This window comes from Rhodococcus sp. BL-253-APC-6A1W (assembly GCF_012843405.1).
Lineage (GTDB): Bacteria > Actinomycetota > Actinomycetes > Mycobacteriales > Mycobacteriaceae > Rhodococcus.
This window is the reverse complement of sequence record NZ_JABAFB010000001.1, coordinates 412455-438604: the sequence shown is the minus strand read 5'-3', so window position 1 is coordinate 438604 and position 26150 is coordinate 412455. Positions and strand designations below refer to the sequence as shown.

At 68.4% G+C, this 26150-nt stretch carries 31 protein-coding genes; 10 read left to right on the top strand and 21 right to left on the bottom strand.

The genetic code is table 11. The features are described from left to right. Positions 1 to 13: 13 nt before the first annotated feature. On the top strand, positions 14 to 475 hold the full coding sequence (locus HF877_RS01995; protein WP_169619470.1) for a nuclear transport factor 2 family protein: 462 nt from the start codon (positions 14 to 16) through the stop codon (positions 473 to 475). Between the two features lie 72 nt (positions 476 to 547). On the opposite strand, the gene HF877_RS01990 is transcribed toward HF877_RS01995, so the two are convergent. Then, complete coding sequence (locus tag HF877_RS01990; protein WP_169619468.1) at positions 548 to 826, bottom strand: DUF4193 domain-containing protein; 279 nt, start codon at positions 824 to 826, stop codon at positions 548 to 550. 273 nt (positions 827 to 1099) lie between these two features. On the opposite strand from HF877_RS01990, the gene HF877_RS01985 reads away from it, so the two are divergent. From HF877_RS01985 to HF877_RS01960, 6 genes are all read left to right on the top strand, one after another. Continuing rightward, the gene (locus HF877_RS01985) at positions 1100 to 1516 is read left to right on the top strand and encodes a VOC family protein (protein ID WP_169619466.1); all 417 of its coding nucleotides are present in this window, start codon (positions 1100 to 1102) and stop codon (positions 1514 to 1516) included. Positions 1517 to 1635: 119 nt separating this feature from the next. Then, positions 1636 to 2817 (top strand): inorganic phosphate transporter, encoded by a 1182-nt coding sequence (locus HF877_RS01980; protein WP_169619464.1) that lies wholly within the window; start codon positions 1636 to 1638, stop codon positions 2815 to 2817. Then, positions 2814 to 3077 (top strand): hypothetical protein, encoded by a 264-nt coding sequence (locus HF877_RS01975; RefSeq protein WP_169619462.1) that lies wholly within the window; start codon positions 2814 to 2816, stop codon positions 3075 to 3077. Before HF877_RS01980 ends, HF877_RS01975 begins: the two co-directional genes overlap by 4 nt. Positions 3078 to 3252: 175 nt before the next feature. Next, a complete protein-coding gene (locus HF877_RS01970) occupies positions 3253 to 3552 on the top strand; it encodes a DUF3349 domain-containing protein (protein ID WP_169619460.1) in 300 nt (99 codons plus the stop codon). Between the two features lie 13 nt (positions 3553 to 3565). Further along, positions 3566 to 4714 (top strand): o-succinylbenzoate--CoA ligase, encoded by a 1149-nt coding sequence (gene menE / locus HF877_RS01965; RefSeq protein WP_169619458.1) that lies wholly within the window; start codon positions 3566 to 3568, stop codon positions 4712 to 4714. Positions 4715 to 4777: 63 nt separating this feature from the next. After that, positions 4778 to 5647, top strand: a complete 870-nt coding sequence (locus HF877_RS01960) for a 1,4-dihydroxy-2-naphthoate polyprenyltransferase (RefSeq protein ID WP_169619456.1) — start codon at positions 4778 to 4780, stop codon at positions 5645 to 5647. A 44-nt stretch (positions 5648 to 5691) separates the two neighbouring features. Here the strand turns inward: HF877_RS01960 and HF877_RS01955 are convergent, their stop codons facing one another. The 5 genes from HF877_RS01955 to HF877_RS01935 all read right to left on the bottom strand — a co-directional run bounded on the left by HF877_RS01955 (position 5692) and on the right by HF877_RS01935 (position 8436). Continuing rightward, complete coding sequence (locus HF877_RS01955; protein ID WP_169619454.1) at positions 5692 to 6084, bottom strand: phage holin family protein; 393 nt, start codon at positions 6082 to 6084, stop codon at positions 5692 to 5694. Between the two features lie 43 nt (positions 6085 to 6127). Continuing rightward, positions 6128 to 6706: a Clp protease N-terminal domain-containing protein gene (locus HF877_RS01950; protein ID WP_169619452.1), complete on the bottom strand. Its 579-nt coding sequence runs from the start codon at positions 6704 to 6706 to the stop codon at positions 6128 to 6130. A 5-nt stretch (positions 6707 to 6711) separates the two neighbouring features. After that, complete coding sequence (locus HF877_RS01945; RefSeq protein ID WP_169619450.1) at positions 6712 to 6927, bottom strand: HTH domain-containing protein; 216 nt, start codon at positions 6925 to 6927, stop codon at positions 6712 to 6714. Positions 6928 to 6997: 70 nt separating this feature from the next. After that, on the bottom strand, positions 6998 to 8110 hold the full coding sequence (locus HF877_RS01940) for a PLP-dependent cysteine synthase family protein (RefSeq protein WP_169619448.1): 1113 nt from the start codon (positions 8108 to 8110) through the stop codon (positions 6998 to 7000). Next, on the bottom strand, positions 8107 to 8436 hold the full coding sequence (locus HF877_RS01935; protein WP_169619618.1) for a DUF4229 domain-containing protein: 330 nt from the start codon (positions 8434 to 8436) through the stop codon (positions 8107 to 8109). The genes HF877_RS01940 and HF877_RS01935 overlap by 4 nt, the downstream gene beginning before the upstream one ends. A gap of 263 nt (positions 8437 to 8699) precedes the next feature. Here HF877_RS01935 and HF877_RS01930 point away from each other — a divergent pair, with 263 nt between their 5' ends. Continuing rightward, entirely contained in the window at positions 8700 to 8909 is a 210-nt protein-coding gene (locus tag HF877_RS01930) for a BldC family transcriptional regulator (protein ID WP_072704338.1), read from the top strand. 209 nt (positions 8910 to 9118) lie between these two features. After that, on the top strand, positions 9119 to 9328 hold the full coding sequence (locus HF877_RS01925) for a hypothetical protein (RefSeq protein ID WP_169619446.1): 210 nt from the start codon (positions 9119 to 9121) through the stop codon (positions 9326 to 9328). A gap of 88 nt (positions 9329 to 9416) precedes the next feature. Here the strand turns inward: HF877_RS01925 and HF877_RS01920 are convergent, their stop codons facing one another. From HF877_RS01920 to hemL, 7 genes are all read right to left on the bottom strand, one after another. Then, on the bottom strand, positions 9417 to 10418 hold the full coding sequence (locus HF877_RS01920; protein ID WP_169619444.1) for a MinD/ParA family protein: 1002 nt from the start codon (positions 10416 to 10418) through the stop codon (positions 9417 to 9419). A 50-nt stretch (positions 10419 to 10468) separates the two neighbouring features. After that, positions 10469 to 11440, bottom strand: coding sequence for a c-type cytochrome biogenesis protein CcsB (gene ccsB / locus HF877_RS01915; protein WP_169619442.1), 972 nt, complete (start codon positions 11438 to 11440; stop codon positions 10469 to 10471). After that, positions 11437 to 13128: a cytochrome c biogenesis protein ResB gene (locus HF877_RS01910; protein ID WP_169619439.1), complete on the bottom strand. Its 1692-nt coding sequence runs from the start codon at positions 13126 to 13128 to the stop codon at positions 11437 to 11439. Before HF877_RS01910 ends, ccsB begins: the two co-directional genes overlap by 4 nt. Continuing rightward, positions 13125 to 13967, bottom strand: a complete 843-nt coding sequence (locus tag HF877_RS01905) for a cytochrome c biogenesis CcdA family protein (RefSeq protein ID WP_169619617.1) — start codon at positions 13965 to 13967, stop codon at positions 13125 to 13127. The genes HF877_RS01910 and HF877_RS01905 overlap by 4 nt, the downstream gene beginning before the upstream one ends. A 27-nt stretch (positions 13968 to 13994) precedes the next feature. After that, positions 13995 to 14597, bottom strand: a complete 603-nt coding sequence (locus tag HF877_RS01900; RefSeq protein ID WP_169619437.1) for a TlpA disulfide reductase family protein — start codon at positions 14595 to 14597, stop codon at positions 13995 to 13997. Then, the gene (locus HF877_RS01895; RefSeq protein ID WP_169619435.1) at positions 14594 to 15244 is read right to left on the bottom strand and encodes a histidine phosphatase family protein; all 651 of its coding nucleotides are present in this window, start codon (positions 15242 to 15244) and stop codon (positions 14594 to 14596) included. Before HF877_RS01895 ends, HF877_RS01900 begins: the two co-directional genes overlap by 4 nt. A 67-nt stretch (positions 15245 to 15311) precedes the next feature. Next, positions 15312 to 16637: a glutamate-1-semialdehyde 2,1-aminomutase gene (gene hemL / locus HF877_RS01890; RefSeq protein ID WP_169619433.1), complete on the bottom strand. Its 1326-nt coding sequence runs from the start codon at positions 16635 to 16637 to the stop codon at positions 15312 to 15314. Between the two features lie 125 nt (positions 16638 to 16762). Between hemL and HF877_RS01885 the strand changes: the two genes are divergently transcribed. After that, positions 16763 to 18709, top strand: coding sequence for an acyl-CoA dehydrogenase (locus HF877_RS01885; protein ID WP_169619432.1), 1947 nt, complete (start codon positions 16763 to 16765; stop codon positions 18707 to 18709). On the opposite strand, the gene HF877_RS01880 is transcribed toward HF877_RS01885, so the two are convergent. The 8 genes from HF877_RS01880 to HF877_RS01845 all read right to left on the bottom strand — a co-directional run bounded on the left by HF877_RS01880 (position 18691) and on the right by HF877_RS01845 (position 26098). Next, on the bottom strand, positions 18691 to 18894 hold the full coding sequence (locus tag HF877_RS01880; RefSeq protein WP_169619430.1) for a cation transporter: 204 nt from the start codon (positions 18892 to 18894) through the stop codon (positions 18691 to 18693). The two genes, HF877_RS01885 and HF877_RS01880, sit on opposite strands and share 19 nt — an antisense overlap. Positions 18895 to 18937: 43 nt before the next feature. Then, entirely contained in the window at positions 18938 to 19402 is a 465-nt protein-coding gene (locus HF877_RS01875; protein WP_169619616.1) for a hypothetical protein, read from the bottom strand. 240 nt (positions 19403 to 19642) lie between these two features. Continuing rightward, positions 19643 to 20176, bottom strand: a complete 534-nt coding sequence (locus HF877_RS01870; RefSeq protein ID WP_346765035.1) for a hypothetical protein — start codon at positions 20174 to 20176, stop codon at positions 19643 to 19645. Continuing rightward, a complete protein-coding gene (gene hemB, locus HF877_RS01865) occupies positions 20173 to 21150 on the bottom strand; it encodes a porphobilinogen synthase (RefSeq protein WP_169619428.1) in 978 nt (325 codons plus the stop codon). Before hemB ends, HF877_RS01870 begins: the two co-directional genes overlap by 4 nt. Positions 21151 to 21195: 45 nt before the next feature. Next, positions 21196 to 22761, bottom strand: a complete 1566-nt coding sequence (locus HF877_RS01860) for a bifunctional uroporphyrinogen-III C-methyltransferase/uroporphyrinogen-III synthase (RefSeq protein ID WP_169619426.1) — start codon at positions 22759 to 22761, stop codon at positions 21196 to 21198. Between the two features lie 63 nt (positions 22762 to 22824). Next, positions 22825 to 23835, bottom strand: coding sequence for a hydroxymethylbilane synthase (gene hemC / locus HF877_RS01855; RefSeq protein WP_169619424.1), 1011 nt, complete (start codon positions 23833 to 23835; stop codon positions 22825 to 22827). Beyond that, positions 23832 to 25256, bottom strand: a complete 1425-nt coding sequence (locus tag HF877_RS01850; RefSeq protein ID WP_169619422.1) for a glutamyl-tRNA reductase — start codon at positions 25254 to 25256, stop codon at positions 23832 to 23834. Before HF877_RS01850 ends, hemC begins: the two co-directional genes overlap by 4 nt. Beyond that, positions 25253 to 26098: a redox-sensing transcriptional repressor Rex gene (locus HF877_RS01845; protein ID WP_169619420.1), complete on the bottom strand. Its 846-nt coding sequence runs from the start codon at positions 26096 to 26098 to the stop codon at positions 25253 to 25255. The genes HF877_RS01850 and HF877_RS01845 overlap by 4 nt, the downstream gene beginning before the upstream one ends. Between the last annotated feature and the right edge of the window lie 52 nt (positions 26099 to 26150).

Genomic DNA, 26150 nt, shown 5'->3' with positions numbered 1-26150 from the left:
CGATACTGTCCGAGTGGAGTCCAGGGAGCACACGGAGCTCATCGAGATGGTCCGCGCCTGGGACGAATCGATGGTCGACAACGACAGCCAGGCGATCGGCAGCTTCATGACCGACGACTGGATCATCGTCGGGCCTGACGGCAGCATCGACGGCCGCGAGCGGTTCCTGGAGCTCATAGCCTCGGGCGATCTGACGCACGACACAATGACCACTGAGGATCCCATCATCCGTGTCCTCGGGGACAGCGCGATCGTCGTGGCTCGGGGCGTCTCTGCCGGGGCGTACCGAGGCCGGCCGTTCCGCGAGCACGAGCGCTCCTCCAGCGTCTTCGTCCGCCGCGATGGGCGATGGGCGTGCGCCCTGACTCACCTGTCGAGCATCGCGCCGGAACCCTCGAGAACGACGCCGACTGAGCTCGCCCTTCGGCGAAAGCGGTTCCGAGCGGGAAGCCGCAAGGACGGCCGGACCAGGTAGCAAGACGCGAGGCGGGCACTCCCTGTTCGGGAAGTGCCCGCCTCGCGTTCGTTGCCGGGGAGCGTTACGCGGTCAAGCGCAATCGCGGCAGTACTCGCCGGAGCCGGAAGCCTTCCGGCTGTAGTGCTGGACGAGGAAGCAGCTCATGCAGGTGAACTCGTCGGACTGCTTGGGCAGGACGCGGACGGTCAGTTCCTCGCCCGACAGGTCGGCTCCGGGCAGATCCAGCGACTCGAGGATCTCGGCCTCGTCCGCGTCGGCCTTCTGGGTCGGCGTCAGCGCAAGTTCGTCCAGAGCAGTTTCGGCACCGAGGACGTCGGTGGTGCGGGGGGCGTCGTAATCGGTCTTCATGGCTGTTCTCCTGGGGTCGTCCCGGTAACGGTCGTGGCGTGCGGCTTACTCTGCCGAGCCGTGTAGGCACTGCGCTGCACCTGCCGGACATGATGTCCCGTTTGTCGGTTCGCCAAACACGCCCCCCGCGTTACCGCCGAAAGGTGTGCCGTCGGGCACACTCCGGGCCGCGGCCGACAATTGGTCCCGGCGGGCCGGCCGTACGATCGGCGGAGGCGGTCGCGCACGATCCCGATCGGCGAAGACGAAGCACCATCACCGGAAGGCCTCGACGTGGAGATACTGAGCAGTCGCACGATCCTGCGGCCTCGCGACTACGAGGCGGCGCTGGAGTTCTACGGCGGGAAACTCCGTCTCGCGATCGCGCGGGAGTACCCCGCCGGCACTGTCTACTTCGCCGGTCAGTCGCTGATCGAGATCGCCGCCCACGGACGCGGAGATGCGGACCAGACGTTCCAGGGTGCGCTGTGGCTCCAGGTCCGCGACGTGTACGAGTGCGAGGCCGAACTCGCCCTCGTCGGGGTGCCGATCGTGCGTGAAGCGCGGCAGGAGCCGTGGGGCCTGCACGAGTTGTGGGTCGCGGATCCGGACGGAGTCCCCATCGTGCTCGTGCAGATCCCTGACGATCATCCGCTCCGGCGCGACAGCCGGACCCCCTCAACCGGCCGGTCAAACCCCTCCGGCAAGTGATCTTCACCACACCGGGGAACCGGCGGCGCCGCTCCCTGCACGTGGAGGCTTGCAGGGTGTCCGCGTTCACCTGAGCGTCGCTGTACTTTCCCCTGTCCGCTACCCCAGAATGGGAAGACGTGACCGCAGAGTTCGTTGTCCTACTGGTAGTGGTCGTCACTGCCCTCGCATTCGATTTCACGAACGGCTTCCACGACACCGGCAACGCAATGGCCACGTCCATCGCCACCGGAGCGTTGAAGCCGAAGGCGGCCGTCGCACTGTCGGCGGTCCTCAATCTGATCGGTGCGTTCCTCTCCGTCGAAGTCGCGGCCACCGTCGCCAAAGGCGTCGTCGACCTCGGTACCGTCGGCGGTGAGGACCTTCTGCTGATCGTCTTCGCCGGCCTTGTCGGCGGCATCCTGTGGAACATCGCGACGTGGCTGTTCGGCCTTCCGTCCAGTTCCTCGCACGCCCTGTTCGGCGGCCTGGTGGGTGCGGCGCTCGCCTCCATCGGCGTCAACGGCGTGGTGTGGGACGGCGTTCTCGGCAAGGTGCTCCTGCCCGCTCTGCTCGCTCCCGTCATCGCAGCCCTCGTCGCCACCGTCGGCACGTGGTCGATGCGCCGCCTGACCCGCGACATCTCCGAAGAGCGTCGCGACCGCGGATTCCGGCTGGGTCAGATCGGCACCGCGTCGCTCCTCTCGCTGGCGCACGGCACCAACGACGCCCAGAAGACGATGGGCGTGATCTTCCTGGCCCTCGTCGCTCACGGCAGCATCACCGCGGACACCGAGATGCCGTTCTGGGTGAAGTTCGCCTGCGCGGTCGCCATCGCACTGGGCACCTACCTCGGCGGCTGGCGCATCATCCGGACCCTCGGCAAGGGCCTCGTCGAGATCGCGCCGACCCAGGGACTTGCCGCGGAGTCGTCGTCTGCGGCAATCATTCTGACCTCGAGCCACTTCGGGCTTCCACTGTCCACCACGCACGTCGCGACCGGCTCGATCCTCGGCACCGGACTCGGCACCAAGGGCGCCGAAGTGCGCTGGGGTGTCGCCGGCCGCATGGTCGTCGCATGGCTGATCACGCTTCCGAGCGCCGCGCTCGTCGGTGCACTGTGCTGGGCGCTCGCACACATGATCGGGGGCCTGGGAGGCGTCCTGTTCGTCTTCACCCTCCTGTGCGGACTGTCGCTCTTCATGTGGCTGCGGTCGCGCAAGGAGCCGGTCGATGCCTCCAACGTGACGGCAGAGTGGGACGGGTCGCTGGTCCCCGCCGCAACCACCCCTGAACCCGTCGTCCAGGAAGGCCGCCCGTGAATCTGCTGACCCACACCTTGGATTCCCTGTGGCAGGTCGTGCTCGTCGGCTTGTTCCTCGGAGCCGGTCTGCCCTCGCTCTTCGCACTCGGCGTCCGCTCCCTGCACGCGGGTCGTTCGTCGAGCGAGAGCGCACTGCAGCCCCTCGGCGTCGCCGGAGCGGTCGTGTGTTTCGCTGTCGTCGCCATCGCGGTACTCTGCGGAATCCTGCTCCTGACCGCAGACTTCTTGTCGGGCACCTTCGGTATCCACGTTTTCTGACATCGCGTTTTCCCGACATCGCGTTTTCCGACACCGAGTTTCCGACACCGAGTTTCCGACATCGCGTTCCCGCATCGCAGGTTTCGGCTGGAAGGAGTGCAGTGACCTCGAACCCGGTCCTCACACATCGTGTCCGGTCCCGTGTGCTGTGCGGCCGCGTGCCGAGCAGGTCCAGATGATTCTTCCGCCGATCCTCACCTCCATCGTGGAGTGGCTCCGTGCGGGCTACCCGGACGGGGTTCCCGAGCAGGACTACGTGCCGCTTTTCGCGCTGCTGTCCCGCCGGCTGTCCGAGGAAGAGGTCGATCAGGTGGCCGGCAGGCTCGTCGACGACGGGGATCTCCCGATCGACAAGACGGACATCGCCGTTCTCATCACCAAGATCACGAACGAGATGCCGTCCGACCGCGACATCGATCGGGTGCACCGGCACCTGGGCACCGGCAACTGGGACCGGACGGACCACGACCTGTGACCGCCTCCCGCGCATGACCGCCCTGCTGACCCCGCTCGCCGTCCCCTCGGGGGATGCCGTCCGCACGCTTGTCCCGACCCTGCAACGGCTTCTCGACGGAAGTGCTCCCCCACTGCTGCCGGTTCCCGCCGGAGACGCACGCGAGACCCGGCGGCTCACCGACGCGCTGCGGCCCGGCGATCCGATCGACGAGCGGATCGGTCTCGTGGTGGCCACGTCGGGCACGACTGGAGTGCCGAAGGGCGCTCAACTCACCGTGGACGCGCTGCGAGCGAGCGGCGACGCCACACACGCTCGCCTCGGTGGCACCGGTTCGTGGCTGCTCGCTCTGCCCGCACACCACATCGCCGGAATGCAGGTGCTACTCCGTAGCGTCCTGTCCGGGACCGAGCCCACCGTCGTCGACGTCTCGCGCGGGTTCGATCCCGCCCTCCTCCCCGACGCGGTCGCCGCGATGCCCGGACCCCGCCGCTACACCTCCCTCGTTCCGACCCAGCTGGTCAAGGCTCTCGACCACTCCGGGGCACGGGCGGCGCTCGCCGATCTCGACGGCATCCTGCTCGGCGGGGCGGCCACTCCCGCGCCGGTGCTACGCCGTGCACTCGATGCCGGGCTGAAGATCGTGCGCACGTACGGGATGAGCGAGACGTGCGGCGGCTGCGTGTACGACGGCGTCCCGCTCGACGGGGTGCGGGTGCGGGTCGGCGACGATTCACGGGTCCTGCTCGGCGGGGCGACCCTCGCTTCCGGATACCGCGGGCTCCCCGATCATCCCGCGTTCGTCGAGGCAGGATGGTTCCGCACCGACGACGCCGGAGTACTCGACGGGGGGGTGCTCCGCATCCTGGGCCGGCTCGACGAAGCCATTTCGACCGGCGGCCTGACAGTGGTTCCGCAGATCGTCGAAGCGGTGCTGGCCGAGCACCCCGCGGTCCGGGAGGTCGCCGTGATCGGCCTTCCCGACGAGCGATGGGGGCAGCGGGTCACCGCGATCGTCGTGGCCGAGGACGGCGCGGTTCCCACGCTGGACTCACTGCGCGCACACACCGCGGCGTCACTCGACATCACCGCGGCGCCGCGGGAACTGCACGTCGTCGAGTCGCTGCCCGTGCGGGGTCCGGGCAAGGTCGATCGTCGCGCGCTCGTCGCCCGGTTTTCGTAGCGCCCTTCGCAGCCGCGCGACGGGGCGTGAGAACCGGCGTCGCGAAGGTGCGAAGATCGAAGCATGGCAACCGCTGGTCACTGGATCGAAGGCGCACGTCCGCGCACACTCCCCAACGCGATCGCTCCCGTCCTTGCAGGCACGGGGGCGGCCGCAGCGCTCGGTGAGGCGGTGTGGTGGAAGGCGCTCCTCGCGCTCGTCGTGGCACTCGCATTCGTGATCGGCGTCAACTTCGCGAACGACTACTCCGACGGTGTGCGCGGGACGGACGACGACCGTGTCGGCCCGGTGCGACTCGTCGGGTCGGGGCTCGTCGCCCCCGCGCTGGTCAAACGTGCGGCGTTCGTCTGCTTCGGAATCGGCGCGGTAGCCGGCATCGCACTGGCGCTGACGAGTGCATGGTGGCTGATCGTCGTCGGGGCGCTGTGCATCGCGGGCGCGTGGTTCTACACCGGCGGCCGCACCCCGTACGGCTACAACGGTCTCGGCGAAGTTGCCGTGTTCGTGTTCTTCGGTCTCGTTGCGGTGCTGGGTACGCAATTCGTGCAGGCGGGCCGCGTCGACTGGGCAGGACTCGCGTGCGCGGTGGCCGTCGGATCGTTCTCGAGCGCCGTCCTGGTGTCGAACAATCTCCGCGACATCCCGACCGATACCGTCACCGGAAAACGCACCCTCGCCGTCCGTCTGGGCGACCGCCGGACCCGAATCCTGCACCTCGTTCTCGTCACGGTGCCGTTCGTGTTGTCGGTGGCGCTCGTCGCGGCGACGCCGTGGGCGGCGGCCGGGTTGCTCGCGGCCCCGTTCGCCGTGCGCGCGAACGCGCCGGTCCGGTCCGGAGCCTCGGGGCTCGCTCTCGTTCCGGCACTGCGCGACTCGGGGCTGGCGATGCTGGTGTGGGCGGCCGCGACAGGTCTGGCACTGGCCTTCGGCTGAGTCGTCGTTCCGGGCGGCAGAACTGCCGCCCGGAACGGGCACCGTCAGTCGCGGTCGGGTACGGCCAGGCCGAGAACGAAGTTGACGAGCGAGATGATGATCGCGCCCCAGAAGGCGGACCAGAATCCGGCGATGGTCAGTCCGTAGTCGGTGAATCCGCTGAGCCATGCGGTCAGCCAGAGCATCAGCGCGTTGACGACGAGGGTGAACAGCCCGAGGGTCAGGATGACCAAGGGCAGCGACAGCATCTTCACGATCGGTTTGACCAGTGCGTTCACCGCGGTGAAGATCACCGCGAGCACGACCAGCGTGATGATCGTCCCGAGGTCGGTCTGGGACGCGCCTCCGGGTTCCGTGACACTGATGCCGGACACCAATTGAGCGGCAAGCCACAGGCCGATGGCGTTGATGATCAACCGCAGTACAAGTGAAATCATGCAGTCACTGTGGCACATCGCCTGCCACGGAGTCGCAGAGGTTTCAGGCGGCCTCGTCGAGGTGCTCGACGAGGCGTCGTCGCAGTTCGTCGCGGTGTACGTGCGCCTCGACCAGCGCGGTGGCCGACGGGTCGCCGCACCGGAGCACACCGAGCAGGAAATGTTCGGCACGAATGACCCGTTCGTGCCGGGCGATCGCCTCTCGGAGAGACAGTTCGAGCACCTTCTTGGCGCCCTTGTCGAATGGGATGTGGCCGAACCGCCCCCAGAGATTCCCGCGTCCGGCATCCCCCGTTCCAGAAGGATCGCGGTCGAGAACACCTTCGCCGAACGTCTCCTCGAGCCGCGATTTCACCGCGCCCAGGTCGATGCCGATCGCGTCGAGTGCGGCAGCGTCGTCGGCACCGAGCGCATCGCCGGGTGCCTGTGCGGCGCAGTCGTCGCGGAGACCGTCAACCGTGAGATCCGCGTCGGCGAGCAGGTCGCGCAGAGGCTCGTCCGCGCTGACGAGGACTCCGAGCAGCAGGTGCGACGGGTGAATCCGTTGAGCCTCGAGTCGTTTCGCCTCGGATTGCGCGGCGACCACCGCGGACCGGGCACTGTCTGCGAACTTTTCGAACACGACGATCACCTGCGCTTCCGGTTGTGCTTCTGGTGGACGGCCTGTCTGCTCACTTCGAGTTCGTCGGCGATGGCCTGCCAGGACCAGCCCCGATTCCTCGCGTTCTCCACCTGGACCGTCTCGAGTCGCTCGAGCAGTCGCCGGAGCGCGCGGACCGCGCGAAGGCCCACTGCCGGGTCGGGGCTCGCGGCAGATGCCGCCAGGTCGGTGGTGTCGGTCATACTGTCAATGTAGGTTGACAACTGTGGCGACGTCAATAGATGTTGACAAACTGAGACCCTCGACAGTGGGTCAGTCGGGTATGCCGGGACTCCACAGTCCGGTGGCTGCGAACGTCTCGAGCACAGCCGTCGACTCCGCCAGGTCGATCGACTCGGCCACGAGCCAGTCGTCGGAGAAGTACGTGTCACTGTACCGCTCGCCGCCGTCGCACAGCAGCGTCACCACGCTCCCCCGGCGGCCGTCGGCGAGCATGTCCGCGACCAGCCCGAAGGCACCCCACAGATTGGTCCCCGTCGACCCCCCGACGCGCCGGCCGAGCGCCTCGCTCGCGTGCCGCATCGCGGCGATCGACGCCGCGTCCGGAACCCGGATCATGCGGTCCACGACCTCCGGGACGAACGACGGTTCCACCCGCGGCCGGCCGATCCCCTCGATACGGGACGGCATTCCGGTGGTGTAGTCGGCCGAACCGCTCTCGTAGCCGCCGAAGAACGCCGAGTTCTCCGGGTCGACCACCGCGAGACGGGTCCGGTGACGGCGATACCGGATGAAGCGACCCAGCGTCGCGCTCGTTCCTCCGGTGCCGGCGCCGACCACGATCCAGTCCGGCACCGGGTGCTGCTCGAGCCGCATCTGCGAGTAGATGCTTTCAGCGATGTTGTTGTTCCCGCGCCAGTCGGTCACACGCTCGGCGTTCGTGAACTGGTCCATGAAGCACCCACCGAGTTCGTCGGCGAGACGTCGTGCCTCGCTGTACATCTCGGACGGCCGGTCGGTGTAGTGGCAGCGGCCACCGTGCGCCTCGATCAGCGCGACCTTGGCCGGGGATGTCGTGCGCGGCACGACCGCGACGAAGGCGAGACCGAGAAGCTTCGCGAAATACGCCTCGCTGACCGCGGTGGACCCGGACGACGCCTCGACGATCGGGGTGTCCCGGGTGATCCACCCGTTGCACAGGCCGTACAGGAACAGCGACCGTGCGAGACGGTGCTTGAGACTGCCGGTGATGTGCGTCGACTCGTCCTTGAGATACAGCTGCACGCCCCATTCGGGGGGAAGAGGGTAGCGGAGCAGATGGGTGTCGGCACTCCGCTGCGCGTCCGCTTCGATCAGCCGGACGGCATTGTCGACCCAGTCACGCGGCTCGCTGCGGTCGACGACCGCGGCACCCACGTCGGTCACCGGCGGCCTTCACCGCGCAGCCGGTTCTCCAGATCTGCGCGATCGGTCCGGCGGCGCTCGTCGACGGCAGCGATGCCCTCGTTGACGCGACGGCGGAGCGTTTTGAACAGCACCAGCGAGACCGGGAGCGCGATGAGCACTGCGAACAGCGCGGCCACCAGCAGCGGGATCTCGACACCGAAGACACGCGGCACGTAGATGATCAGCAGCGCGAGCACGACGACGAGTCCGAGCCGCGCGAGGGAGTACAGCGCCACATCGCGAACGAGGGTGCCCGTGCTGCCGGAAGCACGCACGGCGCCCTTCGCGGGCGTTGTGTGTGAAATGCCCTCGGAGCGGCTATCCGAGGAGGAGTCTTGTTCCGGGGAGTCGTTCCGGCGTTCGTCGTTCACCCTTCCAGGGTAACTGTCGGCGCGGTACGGGCACGGGACACCGACCCCTGAGGCTTGGCCGCTCGTCCGTTTTGTCTATTACTTCCGCTTTACCAACGGCTGACCGTTCGAGCAACCAGGGGTTCCGGTGCAACCATGTCACTGGACAACACGATCGAATACCTCGATCAAGGCAATCCAACCGGGAGGATTTCAAGATGAGTGCACCCACTTTCAACGGCGCCAAAGAATCCCTGCTCACTCCGGGCCAGGTGGCAGCCCTGTTCCATGTGGACCCGAAGACGGTCACCCGGTGGGCTCACGCAGGTCGACTGGGGTCACTCCGGACACCAGGCGGCCACCGTCGATTCCGCGAGTCCGAAGTGCTCACGCTCCTTCGGTCCCTGACGACCGAAGCCACACGCTGATCACGCGCCGCTGAAACTCCGCAGGGCTTGCTCCGCAGCGGACCCGACCGCTGCCCGCGCCTGCGGTGAACGCACCACCACCCGGACCCGACCCGTTACCGGTCACACCCGTCCCAACGGGCACAACTCCGGGGCGCATAGACTGTGGGAACGTAGGACGCCGGCACCGGATCCCCCCGACGGTGCCGTCCACGGCTAGGAGGTGCGTAGTGCTCTACCTGTTGGCCCTCATCGGCGCGGTGACACTGGCCGTTTTGCTGTGGAAGGCATACGGGCCCAATTCCGGAAAGCCGCCCACCCGGGTCGTCGGTCCCGACGACGACCCCGAGTTCCTCTGGAAGGTCGACCGCGAAGTACGACGCCGTCCGCCTGACGACACGGCGCGACCCGGCCCGGACAGTGGCGATACCGGGAAGTGAGGTTCCCGGTCGCCGGAACACCGGACGCACCGACGATCCTGCGAGATAGACCCCACGTCACGAACAACGACGTCACGAAGACACGCATTCACGGCTTTCTGCTGCGGCCGGAACCCGTGCCCGACTCGGCGAAACCGGCCGCGACGTCCGCGGCCAGGCCCAGCAGTGCCCGCCGCGTGCCTTCCTGCAACCGGCCGAGATCGATCTCCGCGCCCTCTTCCAGATGCGGATCGAACGGCAGGACGTGCACCGCGCGGCAACGCTGCGCGAAATGTCCCACGAGCCGGTCGAGATCGACCTTTCCCGAGCGCGGCCGTACCGCATTGACTACCGCGAGGGATTGCGAGACGAGATCCCGGTATCCGTGCGCCTCGAGCCAGTCGAGCGTCGCCGATGCGCTCTGCGCGCCGTCCACCGACCCCGAACTGATGACGATCAGCGTGTCCGCGTTTCCCAGGATCGAGCGCATCGCCGAATGCATGAGTCCGGTTCCGCAATCCGTGAGAACGATGCTGTAGAAACGCTCGAGCACGGCGAGAGTGCGCTCGTAGTCCTCCCCGCTGAACGCTTCCGAGACCGCCGGGTCGGTGTCCGACGCGAGCACTTCGAGGCGATGCGAGTTCTGCGACATGTACTCCCGGACGTCCGCGTAGGTATCGAGCCGCTGCTCGTCACGCAGGAGAGTCCGGACCGTTGCGGTGGTCTCGGCGGCGATCTTCTGGCTGAGGGTTCCCCGGTCCGGGTTCGCGTCGACAGCGACGACCCGGTCACCGCGAAGCGCCGCGAAGGTCGACCCGAGAGTGACCGTCGTGGTCGTTTTGCCGACCCCTCCCTTGAGACTCAGCAGCGCGATCCGGGAGCACCCGTGCGACGGCGTGCGCACTTTGTCGACGAGGTCGCGACGGCGTTGCTCCCGTGCGCTGTCACCGATGGTCAGCAGGCCACCGCTCGCGTGGAACACTGCACGACGCCATCCCCGGCGCGGCGGCGAGGCCACCGGGCGAACCAGTAGCGACGCGTCGAGGTCTCGTGCAGTCGGCTGCCCCGCCCCCGGTAGCTGCGTTCCGTCCCCCTGCGTTCCGTCCCCCATCGCCTACTCCCCCCCGCTGTTCGCCTGCGACGGCGCGACGATAGCAGGGGTCAGTTCAGTCCGGCGTACGAGTGCAGGCCCGAGACGACCATGTTGATGATGAACAGGTTGAACAGCATCGCGACGAAGCCCGCGACGTTGATCCAGGCCGCGCGGGTGTTGCGCCAGCCCGACGTGGCGCGTGCGTGGAGGTACGCGGCGTAGATGACCCAGGTGATGAACGAGACGGTTTCCTTCGGGTCCCAGCCCCAGAACCGGCCCCACGCCGCTTCGGCCCAGATCGCGCCGAGAATGATGCCGGCGCCGAACAACGGGAAACCGATGATCGTGGTGCGGTAGGCGAGCCGGTCGAGGATCTGGGCATCGGGAAGACGCTGTGCCATCGCAGCGAAGAACCCGCTCGACGCTTCGCCCTTGGGGTAACGGATGCGCAGCAGGAACAGCAGGCTCGCGACACCCGAGACGAGGAAGATGCCGCTGCCGACACTGATGATCGTGACGTGGATGGGGAGCCAGAACGACCGCAGCGCGGGCACGACGGGCGCGGCGTCTGCGTAGAGCACGGTGGCCGCGAGGAACATGAGGATGAGCACCGGAACCAGCACGTACACCCACATGATGCGGTAGGACGGCTTGCGGAGCATCACCAGGCCGAAGACGATCGCCGCGGTGCACGCCATCGCCACGAACTCGTACATGTTGCCGAGTGGGAACCGTTCCGTGGCGAATCCGCGCAACACGATGGACGCGATCTGGAGAGCGGCGACGACCACGACCAGCGCGCGCCCCATGTTGCCCAGGCGCTGCGACAGCGTCCGGCCGTTCGTCTCGGTGACCCGGCCCGGTCCGTCGGCCGGAGCGCTGCTGCCCGACGCGACGAGCACCCGCTCGCGCTCGGCGACTGCGTCGGCGCGGTGCGTGGCGTATTCGGCGACCAGCAGGATCAGTGCCAGTACCAGCACCGCGAACGCCGACTCGAAGGCCCAGTCGCTGTACTGCGCGAGGGTGTCGTTGAGTGTCATGCCTTTTTCTCCTGTGCCGCCGGGGCGGAGGCGATGTCGTCGTGTGAAGTGCCGACGTGCGTGGGGGACTGTCCGAGAAGTCGCTCGACCAGATGGTCGAACTCGTCGCCCCACCCGGCCTGATCGGTGCGCGCGAGCCCACCGACCTCTACTACGGTTCGTCGTTTACCGTCTGTCACTGTACCGGCCGGATACACCCGAACCCATACCCTGCGTCGTTTCACGACGAGGGAGACCAGCAGACCCGCCATCATCGTGATCGCCGCGACCAGCACCCACTGCTGTGCCGGGTCGTGCGAGACCTGCAGGTTCACGAAGTCGACGGCACCGTCGAAACGCACCTGCGTGCCGTCCGCCAGCGTCACGCTCTCCCCCGGCATGAGGTTCACGCGGTCCTGCTTGACGAGGCGGCCCTGGTTGATCAGTTCCTTGTTGAGCGAGAACAACGACTGGGGACTGCCCGTGTCGAGGCCGGCTTCACCCTTGTAGACGTCGATCGCGACCGCGGGGTCGAGCATCGCGGGAAACACCGACGACAACAGCGTCCCGTGGAAGGAGGCCGTCGGGGCGAACAGACCCTCGATCGCGATCTGGTTCTTCCGGCGCTCGTCCTGCTCGGTGAACATGTCGCCGGGCGGGTCGAATCGCATCGCGCCACTGCTGAGGAAGGTCGTCGCGTCCTCGGGCGCCCACTGCAGCGTCTCGGTGCGGGTCTCGCCGTTCGGCCAGGTGACGGTGAACGTGGGCGCGTAACCGTGTCCCTGCAGGTACACGCGGTCGCTGCCGACGCGCAGTGGGTGGTTGACCTTCAGTTGGGCGTCGCGCCAGGTGTCGGTCGCGAGGTCGTCGCCGTACTGGTACTCGATGTTCGACGTGAACATCTCGGCCTGGCCGGTGTCGAGGTAGTCGGCCGAGAAATCGTTGACGCGCAGGCACATCGGGTTCAGGCCCGTGCCGTCGAGGTTCACGCCGGCGATGAACGAGTCGAACGCCGCGGGTGACGTCGTGCAGAATTCTTCGCCGTTCGCGACCACGATGCGCTGCCCCTCGTAACCGAGCAACTTGCCGATCGCGACGGCCGCGAGCAACGCGACGAGCGAGATGTGGAAGACCAGGTTTCCCACTTCCCGCAGGTAGCCCTTCTCCGCCGAGAGGGTCAGCTCGCCGTCGTGAGCGCGAGGTCCGCCCTCCCGACGCTCGACCTTCCACCCACGCAACTGCCCGCGTACCCGGTCGAGCACCGCGTCGGGCGCGTCGTCCACGGTGGTCTCGACGTGGTGCGGCAGACGCGCGAAGTTTCGGGGCGCCGGTACCGGCGGGGTGCGCAGCGCCCGGTAGTGCGCGACGCAGCGCGGCAGAATGCAGCCGACGAGAGAGACGAACAGCAGCACGTAGATCGCGGTGAACCAGAAGCTGCCGAACACGTCGAAGAGTTCGAGCCTGTCCATGAGCGGCCCGAGGGTCGGACGGGCACTGATGTACTCGTCGACCTTGCCCGCATTGAGACTGCGCTGCGGCAGAAGGGCGCCCGGGATCGCGGCGAGCGCGAGCAGGAACAACAGCACCAGCGCCGTGCGCATGGAGGTCAGGCCGCGCCAGGTGTTGCGTACGAGAGCGAACGCCCTCCCGGCGGGGGTCTGCCGCGGCGGTCGCTGCGGGGCAGGAGCGGGCGTGTCTGTGGCGGTCATACTGGCAAGATCACTTCCGAGATGAAGGCGTCCCGAACCCAGGACACGAACAGGTCCCATGCCCCGGTGACGAGAGCGATTCCGACGACCATGAGCAGGACGCCGCCGACGATTTGCACGGTACGCGCGTGCGTACGCAACCAGCCCACGCCGCGCAGCGCTTTGGCGGAGCCGAGCGCGAGCACGATGAACGGCAGGCCGAGGCCGAGGCAGTAGGCCACGATGAGGGTCACTCCGCGCGCAGCGGTGGTGCCTTCGGTGCCGGCCGCGAGCGAGATGACGCCGGCCAGCGTGGGGCCGAGGCACGGGGTCCAGCCGAGTGCGAAGACCGCGCCCAGCAGCGGAGCACCGGCCAGGCTCGAGATGCGCCGGGGCTCGGGACGCGTATCGCGTTGCAGGGCCGGAATGAGCCCGATGAACACCAGTCCCATGACGATCGTGACGACGCCGCCGATGCGCATGAGCAGTTCTCTGTTGACGGCGAGCGCCGAGATCGCCCCGAAGACCGACGCTGTCGCGAGCACGAAGACGACGGTGAATCCCGCGACGAACAGCGCGGCCGCACCGGCGACGCGCAGACGGCCGTCGTCACGGACCTTGGTGGTGCGCGCTCCGGCCTGATCCGCGGTGACGGCCGGTGCCTCGGCGCCGACGACGCCCGCGAGATACGACAGGTATCCGGGGACGAGGGGAACAACACACGGGGAGGCGAACGAGACGAGGCCCGCAAGCATGCACGCGCCGACTGCGAGCAGCAGCGGACCGGAGAGCGCCGTGTTCTGGAAGGTGTCGCCGACTCCGGAGGCAAGCACCGCCTCCGCAGTCCCCGACATCAGCATTCCCGCGCCCGCTGCCCCGCTCACGATCTACCCCTCGTCCGCTTCGGCTGCGACGCGTTCCACGACCGGTTGCAGGTCGCTTGCGAGCAGTTCGGTGAGGAAGACGGCGGCGACCCGGTGGTCGCGGTCGAGGACCACGGTGGTGGGCACGACCGACGTCGGATAGTTGCGTCCGAGCGCCAGGAGCGACCGCATCGACGGGTCGTAGATCGACGGGTAGCCGACCTCCTGCGACACGACGAAGTCCTGCGCCTTGTCGCGCTGGTTGTCGCGGACGTTGATGCCCAGGAACTCGACTCCCAGATCCTTGGTCTGCTCGTAGACCTCTTCGAGATCGTCGGCCTCGCTACGGCACGGTGCACACCACTGGCCCCAGACGTTGAGCACGACGACCTGTCCCGCGAAGTCCGCGAGGGAAATCGTGGCGCCTTCGTTCATGAGGTCGTCACCGGTCAGCTCACCGAGGGTGCCGCGCTCGGAAGGCGGATCGTAGAAGATGCGGGTCTGCCCACCGGGCGACACGAAGTCGAACGTACCGCCGGTCGCGACGGCATCGTCTCCGGTCGCACACGAGGTGAGCAGCCCGGCACTCAGCAGTACCGCGCACACCACCCCGAACACTTTTCTCATGCGCCGTGCACGTTCGGGTCGGAGGCACCGGCCGGCTCGGAGTAGACGAGGTCGACCAGGGTGTCGCCTTCGTAGACGAGCGAGGTGAGCGATGCGAGGCTGCATTGACGGTGGCGCGGGTCGTGCCACAGCCGCTCGCCCTCGAGGAAGCGGCGCAGCGTCCACACCGGGAGCTGGTGGCTCACGCAGACGGCCTCGTGACCGGCTGCGGCGACGCGCGCGGCGTTGACCGCGGCGAGCATGCGGTGCGCGATCTGCAGGTACGGCTCGCCCCACGACGGGGTGAACGGGTCGCGGAGTTTCCACCAGTGCCGGGGCCGGCCCAGCGCACCGTCGCCCACCGACACCTTGAGGCCCTCGAAGTCGTTGGCGGCTTCGATCAGGTTCTCGTCTGTGCGGATGGTGAGGCCGTGCTTCTCCGCGATGGGCGCGGCGGTCTGCTGTGCACGCTCGAGCGGCGAGGCGACGACGTGCGCGATGTCGTGGTCGGCGAGGGAAGCCGCAACGGCCCGGGCTTGCGCTTCACCGGTCGCCGACAGCTGGAATCCGGGGAGGCGGCCGTACAGGATGCCGTCGGGATTGTGCACCTCACCGTGCCGGAGCACGTGCACGATGGTGCGGGTCTCGGACGGGGCGGCTTCGGTCACGTGAGTATTCCTCGGGGTGATGGGCGGAGCGAACGGATCAGGACGGGCAGGTCGTCTACGGGGCAGGTCAGGGCGCGGTCGCGGCGGCGGCTGCGCGGGCCGCGTGCGGAAGGGCATCGGCGATCCGCGAGAACGCGGCGTCGTCGAGGGCGGCGGACACGAACCAGGTCTCGAATGCACTCGGCGGCGCGTACACGCCATGGTCGAGCAACGCGTGGAAGAAGGCGGGGAAACGCCAGGTCTGGGCAGCCTTGGCCTGGTCGTAATTCGTGACCGGGTCCTCGGTGAAGAAGACGCTGAGCATGGTGCCGGCGTTCTGGATCCGGTGCGGCACGCCCTCGGCGCTCAGGGACTCGCCGAGAAGGCGGCCGAGCGTCGCGGCATTGCGGTCGAGCGCGGCGTAGACCTCGGCGTCGGCGGCGCGCAGGCTCGCGAGCCCGGCGGCGACGGCCACGGGGTTACCGGACAGGGTGCCGGCCTGGTACACCGCACCCGCGGGGGCGAGGTGCGCCATCACGTCGGCGCGACCGCCGAACGCGGCGGCGGGCAACCCGCCGCTCATCACCTTGCCGAACGTCATCAGGTCACCGGCGACCCCGTCGATGCCGTACCAGCCCGTGGCACTCGCACGGAATCCGGTCATGACCTCGTCCATGATCAGCAGCGCGCCGTGCTCACGGGTGAGCGCCTTCAGTCCCTCGTTGAATCCGGGCACCGGCGGCACCGTGCCCATGTTTCCGGCGGCAGCCTCGGTGATGACCGCGGCGATCTCGCCGGGATTCGCCTCGAACGCCGCGCGTACGGCGTCGAGGTCGTTGTAGGGCACCACCAGCGTGTCGCCCGCCTGCGCCCCGGTCACACCCGGGGAGGTGGGCAGCCCGAACGTGGCGAGCCCCGATCCGGCATCCGCGAGCAACGCGTCCACGTGACCGTGATAACAGCCGGAGAACTTCACAATCTTGGACCGTCCGGTGAATCCACGCGCAAGACGTACCGCGCTCATGGTCGCTTCGGTGCCGGAGTTGACGAGCCGTACCTGCTCGACGGGAGCAATTCGAGCGACGATTTCTTCGGCGAGTTCGACCTCGCCGTCCGTGGGCGCGCCGAACGACAGGCCCGACGTAGCGGCCGTGCGGACCGCGTCGACGACGGCGGGATGCGCGTGCCCCAGAATCATCGGACCCCAGGAACACACCAGGTCGACGTAGGTATTTCCGTCCACATCGGTGAGCGTGCATCCCGAGCCCGAAGCGATGAAGCGGGGCGTGCCGCCGACCGATCCGAACGCCCGGACCGGAGAGTTCACACCCCCGGGAGTGACCTTCGATGCCCGTCGGAAGAGTGCGGCGGATCGGGTGTCGCGGTCGGGCGCAGCATCGGGAGTCGCAGTCACGACTTCCAGTGTCCCAGTTTCGCCGGATTTGCCAAAAAAGCAGTGCGCCAAACCTGGTGTGTTTCTTCTCCCGGACGGTAGGGAAAGGCTGCCTTTTCCGGGGCGGATCACCTTATGGTCGAGCCATGCCGACCACAGCCGAACACCTCCGCACCGCACTCGACGGCGCGTGGCACGACGCCCGCCACCGCGCCCGCACCGATCTGGCCGACCCCGCGTTCGCGCCGCATTACACGCCGGACCTCGAGGAGGCCCGCGCGATCACCCTGAAGCAGATGAAGATCCTCGCGGAGCGCGGCTACGCGGCGTCCGGTTTCTCCGTCGAGTCGGGCGGGACCGGCGACCCCGGCGGGGCGGTGGCGTCGATCGAGATGCTCGCGATGTCTGATCTGTCGCTGATGGTCAAAGCCGGGGTGCAGTGGGGACTGTTCGGCGGCGCGATCGAGAACCTCGGGACCGAGCGTCACCACAAGGAGTACATCCGGCCGCTCATCGACCTCGATCTGCTCGGATGCTTCGCGATGACGGAAACCGGGCACGGCAGCGATGTCCAGGCGCTGGAGACCACCGCCACGTACGACCCGGCAACCCAGGAATTCGTCGTCCACTCGCCCACTCCGTCGTCCCGGAAGGACTACATCGGCGGTGCGGCGCAGCACGCAAAGGTCGCGGCGGTGTTCGCACAGTTGGTCACCGGCGGCGAGTCGCACGGCGTGCACTGCTTCGTCGTTCCCATCCGCGACGAGGACGGCAACGACCTGCCCGGGGTGACCACCTCGGACTGCGGTCACAAGGGCGGACTGCCCGGCGTCGACAACGGCCGGATCATGTTCGACTCGGTGCGGATCCCCCGCGAGAACCTGCTCAACAAGTACTCGGATGTCGAACCGGACGGCACGTACGTGTCCGACATCGACAATCCGAGCCGCCGATTCTTCACGATGGTCGGCACGCTGGTGCGCGGCCGCATCACGGTCGGTGGGTCCGCGGGCGCCGCGGCGCGGGTCGCACTGACCATCGCCACGCAGTACGCGGAGAAGCGCCGGCAGTTCGACGCGCCGGGCCGCGAGGCGGAGGTGCCGATCATGGACTACCTCGTCCACCAGCGCCGTCTGCTCCCGCTCATCGCGCGGTCATATGCACTGGGATTCGCGCAGAACGAGTTGCTCAGCACCATGAACCGTCTCCAGTCCATGTCGCTGGAGGACCTCGATCCCCAGGAGCAGCGCGAACTCGAGGGTCGTGCCGCAGGCCTGAAGGTGGCCCACACCTGGCACGCGTCACAAGCCATCCAGGAGTGCCGGGAAGCGTGCGGCGGCGCGGGCTACATGGCGGAGAACCGGCTCACCGCTCTGCGCGCCGACGTGGACGTGTTCACGACGTTCGAGGGTGACAACCATGTGCTCACCCAGCTCGTGGCGAAGGAACTGCTCACCTCCTACGCCGACGAGGTGCAGGGCATGAGCCCGGTGGATTGGATGCGCTTCGCCGCGACGACGATCTCCGATGTCGTGAAGAAGCGGACCGCTGCGCAGCAGATCATCCAGACCTTCCTCGACACCCGGCAGGACAACGAGGAGGACGGCAGCCTCTTCAACCGCGGTACGCAGCTGACGATGTTCGAGGACCGCGAGCAGTATCTGATCTCGACGGCGGCGCGACGCCTCCAAGCGGCCATGAACCGCGAGGAGAACGCGTTCGACGCGTTCAACTTCGTGCAGGACCATGTGCTGCACGCCGCCGAAGCGCATATCGACCGCGTGGTGCTGGAAGCGTTCGTCGCGGCGATCGACGACTGCAAGGACGAAACGGCGTGCGGCCTGCTCTCGGAGCTGTGCGACCTCTACGCGCTCACCGTGATCGACGGCGACAAGGCCTGGTTCATGGAGCATCGACAGCTGTCGGTGGAGCGCGCCAAGGCCGTGGGGCGCGGCATCAACGAGCGTTGCCGCACCCTGCGTCCGTATGCCCTGACGCTCGCCGAAGGTCTCGGCGTGCCGGAGTACCTGCTCGGCTCGGCGATGCTCGACCGGGAAGGCGCGGTCGCTCCGCTTCAGGGCGCGAGCGCGTAACCCGCTTCGTCGACGGCGGCGGCGACCGCAGCTCTATCCGGTTCGCTGCCGCTGTCGACGACGAGCTGTCCGGTCTCGAGGTCGGCCTTCGCGGCGGTCACTCCGTCGAGCGCGCCGACTTCTTCTTCCACGGCGGCGACGCAGTGCCCGCAGGTCATGCCCTCGACGCGGTACGTGGTCTGCATGGTGGTGTGTTCCTTTCTCGGGGGGACGCCCGCAAATATACCCCTAGGGGGTACCTGCGGCACGAACGAGTTCCTCGAGTCGCGCCCGCAGTCCGTCCGCGTCCTTCGCCCAGGCCCGGACAAGTGCGCCGCCGCGCAGGCGCAGCCCGACCGCGGTGCGGCCCCGGGGCACGCCCGAGAGTTCGCCGAGGGTGCGGGCCGATTCCCACCGATCCGGCTTCCACGGGTCGGCCGACGGCGGCAGCACCGCCTCGATGTCGTCCACCGGCAGTTCTTCGGTGCCCTGGCGCAGCACGCTCGGAGTGAGCTCGACACTCACGTGCCGCCGGGCAGCGACGACCATCGGATAGACGAATCCGGCGAGCAGGAGCGCGATCACCGGCAGCGCGATCCAGTGGACGACCGGCCCGGTCGCGATCTCGACGACGAGCCCCACCGCGCACAGCACCGGACCGTAGGCCACCGTGCGCCGGCGGCCACCCGGTTCGTGGAACAGCGGCACGGTGATATCGCCGGTGGGAGATGTGCCGCTCAAGCGGTGAGTGCTCCGGGTATCACGATCAGCAGCGTGGTCACCAGGCCGAGCACGGCGATAAGGGCGATCAGGACCAGTTCGCGACGACGCCCATAGGGCCTCGGTTCCACCTGCATGACGTCCTCGAGGTCGACGGGAACGGCCGTGTCCGGCCGTGGATGCCAGCGCTCACCGTACTATCCCCGCACGCGGATCTGAACCCGGTGACGCGCTCTAATCCTGTGGAAGCCGGAGGAAGTACCGGTTCGAGTCCTTCCGGTGCATCAGAACGATGGCACCCACCGTGAGCACCGCTTGCACGATGCCCACGAAACCGAGTATCCAGCCGAGGGTGCCGCCGCCGACCCCCACACCGAACACTGTCGGCAGGGTCGACAGGGACATGAACACCCCGAGCAGGGTCAGCAGCATTCGGGCCCAGTTCTTGCCACGCCGCAACTGCCTGACCACGAGGTACAGGACACCGATGAGTGCCAGACCGAGCGCGGCGGTGAGCCCGACCACCACCGGCACCGCGGACTCCAACTGCTCGCTCGTGACGCCCTCGAACGCCGGATCCTGGGCCATCTCGGTCATGAGATCGACCAGTTCGGTACGCCTGGCCACCATGTCGACCAGGCTCGCGACGAGTGTCACGACAGCGAGGCCGAGTACCCCACACCACAGTTGGTACGCCGTTGTGACATCCGCGGGTACGGGCCGCTCGGACGGCGCGGCGGACACCGGCGGGGGTACGGGAAAGCTCACGACAGCCGGCCCGCGACCTCTGCGGCCCAGTAGGTGAGCACGATGTCCGCACCCGCACGGCGGATGCCGATCAACGATTCGAGGATCGCGGCGTCGCGGTCGATCCAGCCGTTCGCGGCCGCGGCGGAGATCATCGAATACTCACCCGAGATCTGGTAGGCGGCCACCGGCACCGGCGACCGGTCCGCGACTTCCCGGAGCACGTCGAGGTACGACATCGCCGGCTTGACCATGACCATGTCGGCGCCTTCGGCGAGGTCGAGATCCACCTCGTGCAGCGACTCGCGACGATTCGCCGGGTCCTGCTGGTAGGTCCGGCGATCGCCGTCGAGGGACGAGCCGACGGCCTCGCGGAACGGGCCGTAGAACGCGGACGCGTACTTCGCGGCGTAGGCGAGCTGGCCCACGTCCGTGTAGCCCGCGTCGTCGAGCGCCGCGCGGATCGCCGCGACCTGGCCGTCCATCATCCCGCTCGGCCCGAGCAGATGAGCGCCCGACTCCGCCTGGATCACGGCCATGTCGGCGTACCGCTCGAGCGTCGCGTCGTTGTCGACGACGCCCGAGTCGGTGAGCACTCCGCAATGCCCGTGGTCGGTGAACTCGTCGAGGCACGTGTCGGCCATCAGCACCGTCGAGTCGCCGAGTTCGCTGCGCAGCGACCTGAGAGCGCGATTGAGGACGCCGTTCTCGTCGGTCGCACCCGACCCTCGGGCGTCCTTGTCTTCGGCGCGAGGCACGCCGAAGAGCATCAGCCCGCCGACACCCGCCTCGACCGCGGCGGACGCCGCAGCGATCAGCGACTCGCCGGTGTGCTGGTACACACCCGGCATCGACGTGATCTCGCGTGGCTCCGATATTCCGTCGGCAACGAACATCGGCAACACGAGATGCCGCGGTTCGAGGGAGGTTTCGGCAACCAGCCGACGCATCGCCGGCGTACTGCGCAACCGGCGCGGACGAATCTCGGGAAACATTCGGACTACAGCACCTTCCAGGAGAGACACCACGCCGTACGGGGATCAGCGGCGGGCGCGGGACTTCTTCCGCGGCGGAGGCAGCGCACCTTCGGCGCGCAACCGGGCCGCGTGCTCGGCCAGGGCCTCGACGAGCGGTCCCACCTGAGCGGTCTCGGGCTGCACGTCCACGCGCAGGCCGAACTCGATCGCGGTCTCGGCCGTCTTCGGTCCGATGCACGCAACGATGGTGCGCGCGTGCGGCTTTCCGGCAATACCCACGAGGTTGCGGACCGTGGACGACGAGGTGAAGCACACCGCGTCGAACCCGCCGGTCTTGATCATCTCGCGGGTCGACGCCGGCGGCGGCGCCGCCCGGACGGTCCGGTAGGCCGTGACGTCGTCGATCTCCCAGCCGCGTTCACGCAGACCCTCGGCGAGTGTCTCGGTCGCGATGTCGGCCCGGGGCAACAGAACCCGGTTGACGGGATCGAACACGTCGTCGTACGGCGCGAACTCCGCGAGCAGGCCTTCGCTGGACTGCTCTCCGCTCGGAACCAGTTCGGGGATGATGCCGAACGAGCGCACCTTGTCGGCGGTGGCCTGACCGACACATGCGATCTTCACGCCCGAGAACGCACGAGCGTCGAGACCGAACGCCTCGAACTTCTCCCACACGGCGCGCACCGCGTTGGTGGAGGTGAACACCACCCACTGGTAGCGGCCGTCGACGAGACCCTTGACCGCGCGTTCCATCTGCGCCGGGCTGCGCGGCGGCTCGACCGCGATCGTCGGCACCTCCATCGGAATGGCGCCGTGGGTGACGAGACGATCGCTCATCTCCCCGGCCTGTTCCTTGGTGCGGGGCACCAGCACGGTCCAGCCGTACAGGGCGCGCGACTCCCACCACGACATCTTGTTGCGCTGAGCGACCACCTTGCCGACCGTCACGACGAGCGAGCCGACGAGTTCGGAACCCGCGTCGTTGAGCGTCGCAAGCGTCGCTTCGACGGTGCGCTGCTGACGCGTGGTGCCGCGCACCGTGATCGCAGCCGGAGTCTGGGGCGCGAGTCCGTGCTCGACGAGTGCGCTCGCGGTCTCGGCCAGATGCCCCGACGTGGCGTGCAGGACGAGCGGGCCCGGAGCCGCGGCCAGCGCGGCCCAGTCGACCTCGCCGCGCACGTCGACCTCGGTGTGACACGAGCCGAGGGCCATGCCCGCGTAGCTCGGCACCGACGACCCGGCGGGCAGGCCCGGCAGAACCTCGAAGACGACCTGCGTGCGGGCGACGGCATTGACCTCGGCGATCACCGAGTCGGTCGTGAGCGGATCGCCTGCGACCAGGCGCACGACGTCGCGTCCGGCCTTGGCTTCCGCGACGAGCGTCTTCGCCACCTCGGCGGGCTCGCCCAGGGCGGGCCGGACCTCGGCGACGGGCTCCCCCGTCTCGGGGTCGGTGCCGTGATCGGTCCCGACGAGCGCAACGACGCCCTTGTCGACATCGGGGTCGGTGAAAGCGATGGTGGCACCCGTGAGCACGTCGTGCGCGCGCACGGTGAGCAGTGCCGGATCGCCCGGTCCAGATCCCACGAACAGGATCCGTCCGGGAGTGTTCTTACGGACTCGGCTCATCGGTCATTCTCCAGTGCGGTCAAATCTGCGGTAAGGGAAAAAAGGGGGAACAACTCGGCCACGTCAATCATCCGCCGTGGCCTGTTCGGGCAGTATGCCGTCGGCGGTCATCAGGCCCCGGGCACCGAGTTCGAGCAGTTCGCGGGCCACCGCACGGCCGAGTTCCTCGGCACGCTCGGGGGCGCCGACCGCGCTCGCGCGCAGCACGTCCGAACCGTCGAGCGCGGCGGCACAGCCTCGCACCGACAGCTCCTCGAAGACGCGCCCGTCCTCGTCGATCGACTCGACGACCTCGGCGAGCGCCCCGACGGGAGCCGTGCAGCCGGCTTCCAGTTCGGCGAGCAACGACCGCTCCGCGACCACAGCGGCGCGACTGGCGGCGTCGTCGAGAGGCGCGACCAGCGCGATCGTCTCGGCATCGTCGGAGCGGCACTCCACCGCGAGAGCCCCCTGCGACGGTGCGGGCAGCATCTGTACCGGTTCGAGCGCCTCGGTGACCCGGTCGAGCCGGCCGATGCGCGACAGTCCGGCGCGCGCGATCACGATCGCGTCGAGTTCGCCGGAGTCGACCTTGCCGATGCGGGTGTCGATGTTGCCGCGCAGCGGCTCGAGCTCGAGGCCCAGTCCCAGCGCGGCGAGCTGGGCGCGACGGCGGGGCGCGGAGGTCCCGACCTTCGAGCCCCACGGCAGCTCACCGAGCACGAGACCGTCGCGGGCGACGAGCGCGTCGCGCGGATCTTCCCGCGGCGGCACCGCCGCGACGACGAGTTTCGGGTCCTGGAAGGTGGGCAGGTCCTTGTACGAGTGGACTGCGATGTCGACCTCGCCGTTGAGCAGCGCCTCACGGAGTTCGGCGGTGAACACGCCGACGCCGATCCGCTGGACGGGGCCCGGCGTGACGTCACCCTTCGTCGTGATGATGACGAGTTCCGCGGGATGCCCGGCGGCTACCAGCGCGTCGCGCACCGTTCCGGCTTGGGTGGTGGCGAGCACACTGCCGCGGGTGCCGATCCGCAAGGTGCGGCGCTGCCCGGGTGCGTCGATCCGGGTTGCCGAAGCGGCTTCGGTGCTCATGCCTTGCCGTCCTTTCGTGGGGCCTGCAGCTCAGTGGTGACCGCAGGGTCGAGTGCGGCGGACAGGTCCGTCGCCATGGTCGGGTCGGTCAGCGACCCAAGTTCTTTGGTCGGGGTGGCGACCGCGTCGACCGCGCCCGGACGCAGCTCGAACAGCTCGCGCAGAGCTTCCGCGTACTGGTCGCCGCCGGGGGTCGAGGCGAGTTGCTTCACCCGCACGGTCGGCGCGTGCAGCAGTTTGTCCACCACTCGCCGGACGGTGCGTGCGACTTCGTCACGCTGCGTGTCCTCGAGATCGGGCAGGCGGGATTCCAGACGCATCAGTTCGCCCTCGACGACCTCGGCCGCGCGCTGACGCAGTGCCGTGACCGTGGGGGTGACCTCGGCGAGCCGCTGCGCCGTGAGGTACTGCGACAGTTCCGACGCGACGATCGCGCGCGCGGCCTCCGCGTCGGAGGACGCGGCACCGGCGGCAGGATCGCGTTGCAGCGACTCCATGTCGAACACCGTCACGCCGGGCAGACCGGCCACGGCCGGTTCCACGTCGCGCGGCAGACCGAGATCGCAGATCGCCAGGGGACGCTCGCCGCGTCCTGGCTGTGCGAGCGCACGGTGCGCGTCGGCGAGGGTGACCACCGTTCCGACTGCGCCGGTGCAGGTCACGGCGACATCGACGCGCGACAGTGCGGAGGCGAGATCGTCGAACGCAACGACGTCGGCCTCGACGCCGTTGGCACGGGCGGTCTCGGCAAGTCGCTCGGCGCGCTCACGCGTGCGGTTGGCCAGCACGATCGTGCCGACGCCGGAACGGGTGAGGTGCGCGACGGCGAGGCCGCCCATCGCACCGGCACCGATCACCGCGGCGGTGCGGCCGCGCAGCCCGTCACCTCCGAGGAATGCCGAGGCCTTGTCGAGAGCCACCGACACCACCGAGGCGCCGGCGGAATCGATCCCGGTCTCGGAGTGCACCCGCTTGCCGACGCGCAGCGCCTGCTGCGCGAGTTCGTGCAGGGTCCGGCCGGCGGCCTGCTGGGCATCGGCCGACGCGTATGCCGTGCGGATCTGCCCGAGGATCTGCTGTTCGCCGACCACCATCGAGTCGAGTCCGCTGGCCACGGAGAACAGGTGCTCGGCTGCGGCTTCGCTGTACCGGACGTAGGCGTGCTTCTGGAGTTCGGCCAGGTCGAGCCCCGAATGTTCGGCAAGCAACTCACCGACCGTCGACAGGGCGCCGTGGAACGCATCGACGACCGTGTACACCTCGACCCTGTTGCAGGTCGAGACGATCATGGCCTCGGAGATGCGGCCGGACGCCATCATCTTGTCGGTGAGCTTGGGGCGGTCGGTATCTGCGACCGCCACCTTCTCGAGAATCGAGACCGGAGCACTCCGGTGCGAAATCCCGACGAGGAGAACACTCACGGCGCGATCACCGATCCGTTTCTGGTCACGGCCGGACCCAGTGGGCCCGCCTTACCTGTTTGGGTTCGCCGAGCGGAACTCTGCGTGGACACTCGCGCGAGACCGGACGCCCGGGCGCCGTCTGCGGTTCTGACGAGTTCGTCGTGGCGGGTGCTGTTGAACGACAGCACCTGCATCTCCACGGCGAGGTCGACCCGGCGCACCTCGACGTGGTCGGGCACATCCAGTTCGATCGGGGCGAAGCTCAGCACGCTCCGGACGCCCGACCGCACCAGCAGGTCGCACACGTGCTGGGCGACGTCTTCGGGAGTCGCGACGACTGCGATGGTGGCACCGAGTTCGCGGGCGTCCTCTTCGAGCGCGTCGACATGCCGGACGATCAGATCGCCGACGCGGGTTCCGACGACCGCGGGATCGGCGTCGAACAGGCCCGCCATGGTGAACCCGCGGCGATCGAACCCCGGGTACCGGGCGAGCGCACGGCCCAGGTTGCCCACTCCGACCAGCACGACGCGGTGTCCGCGGTCGAGGCCGAGAGCGTTTTCGATACGCGATTGCAGGCGCAGGACGTCGTATCCGACTCCCCGCACGCCGTTCGGTCCGAGGAACGACAGATCCTTGCGCAGTTTGGCCGAACCGACCCCGGCGGCGGACGCGAGTTCCTCGCTCGACACGATCAGAGTGCCCGCTTCGACGAGCGCTCCGAGGACCCGCAGATAGGTCGCGAGACGCGTCACAGTAGCCTGGGGGATATCCCTCACCGTGACAACGGGAGCGGCACCCCCGCCGGAGTCGGCGGTACCGCGGGCGTCCTCGCCCTGCGGTGGGTGCAACTGCGTCACGTTGTGGCTCCTCGTCCGGCCTGTGGACACACGTCTGGCCTCACGGTGATCC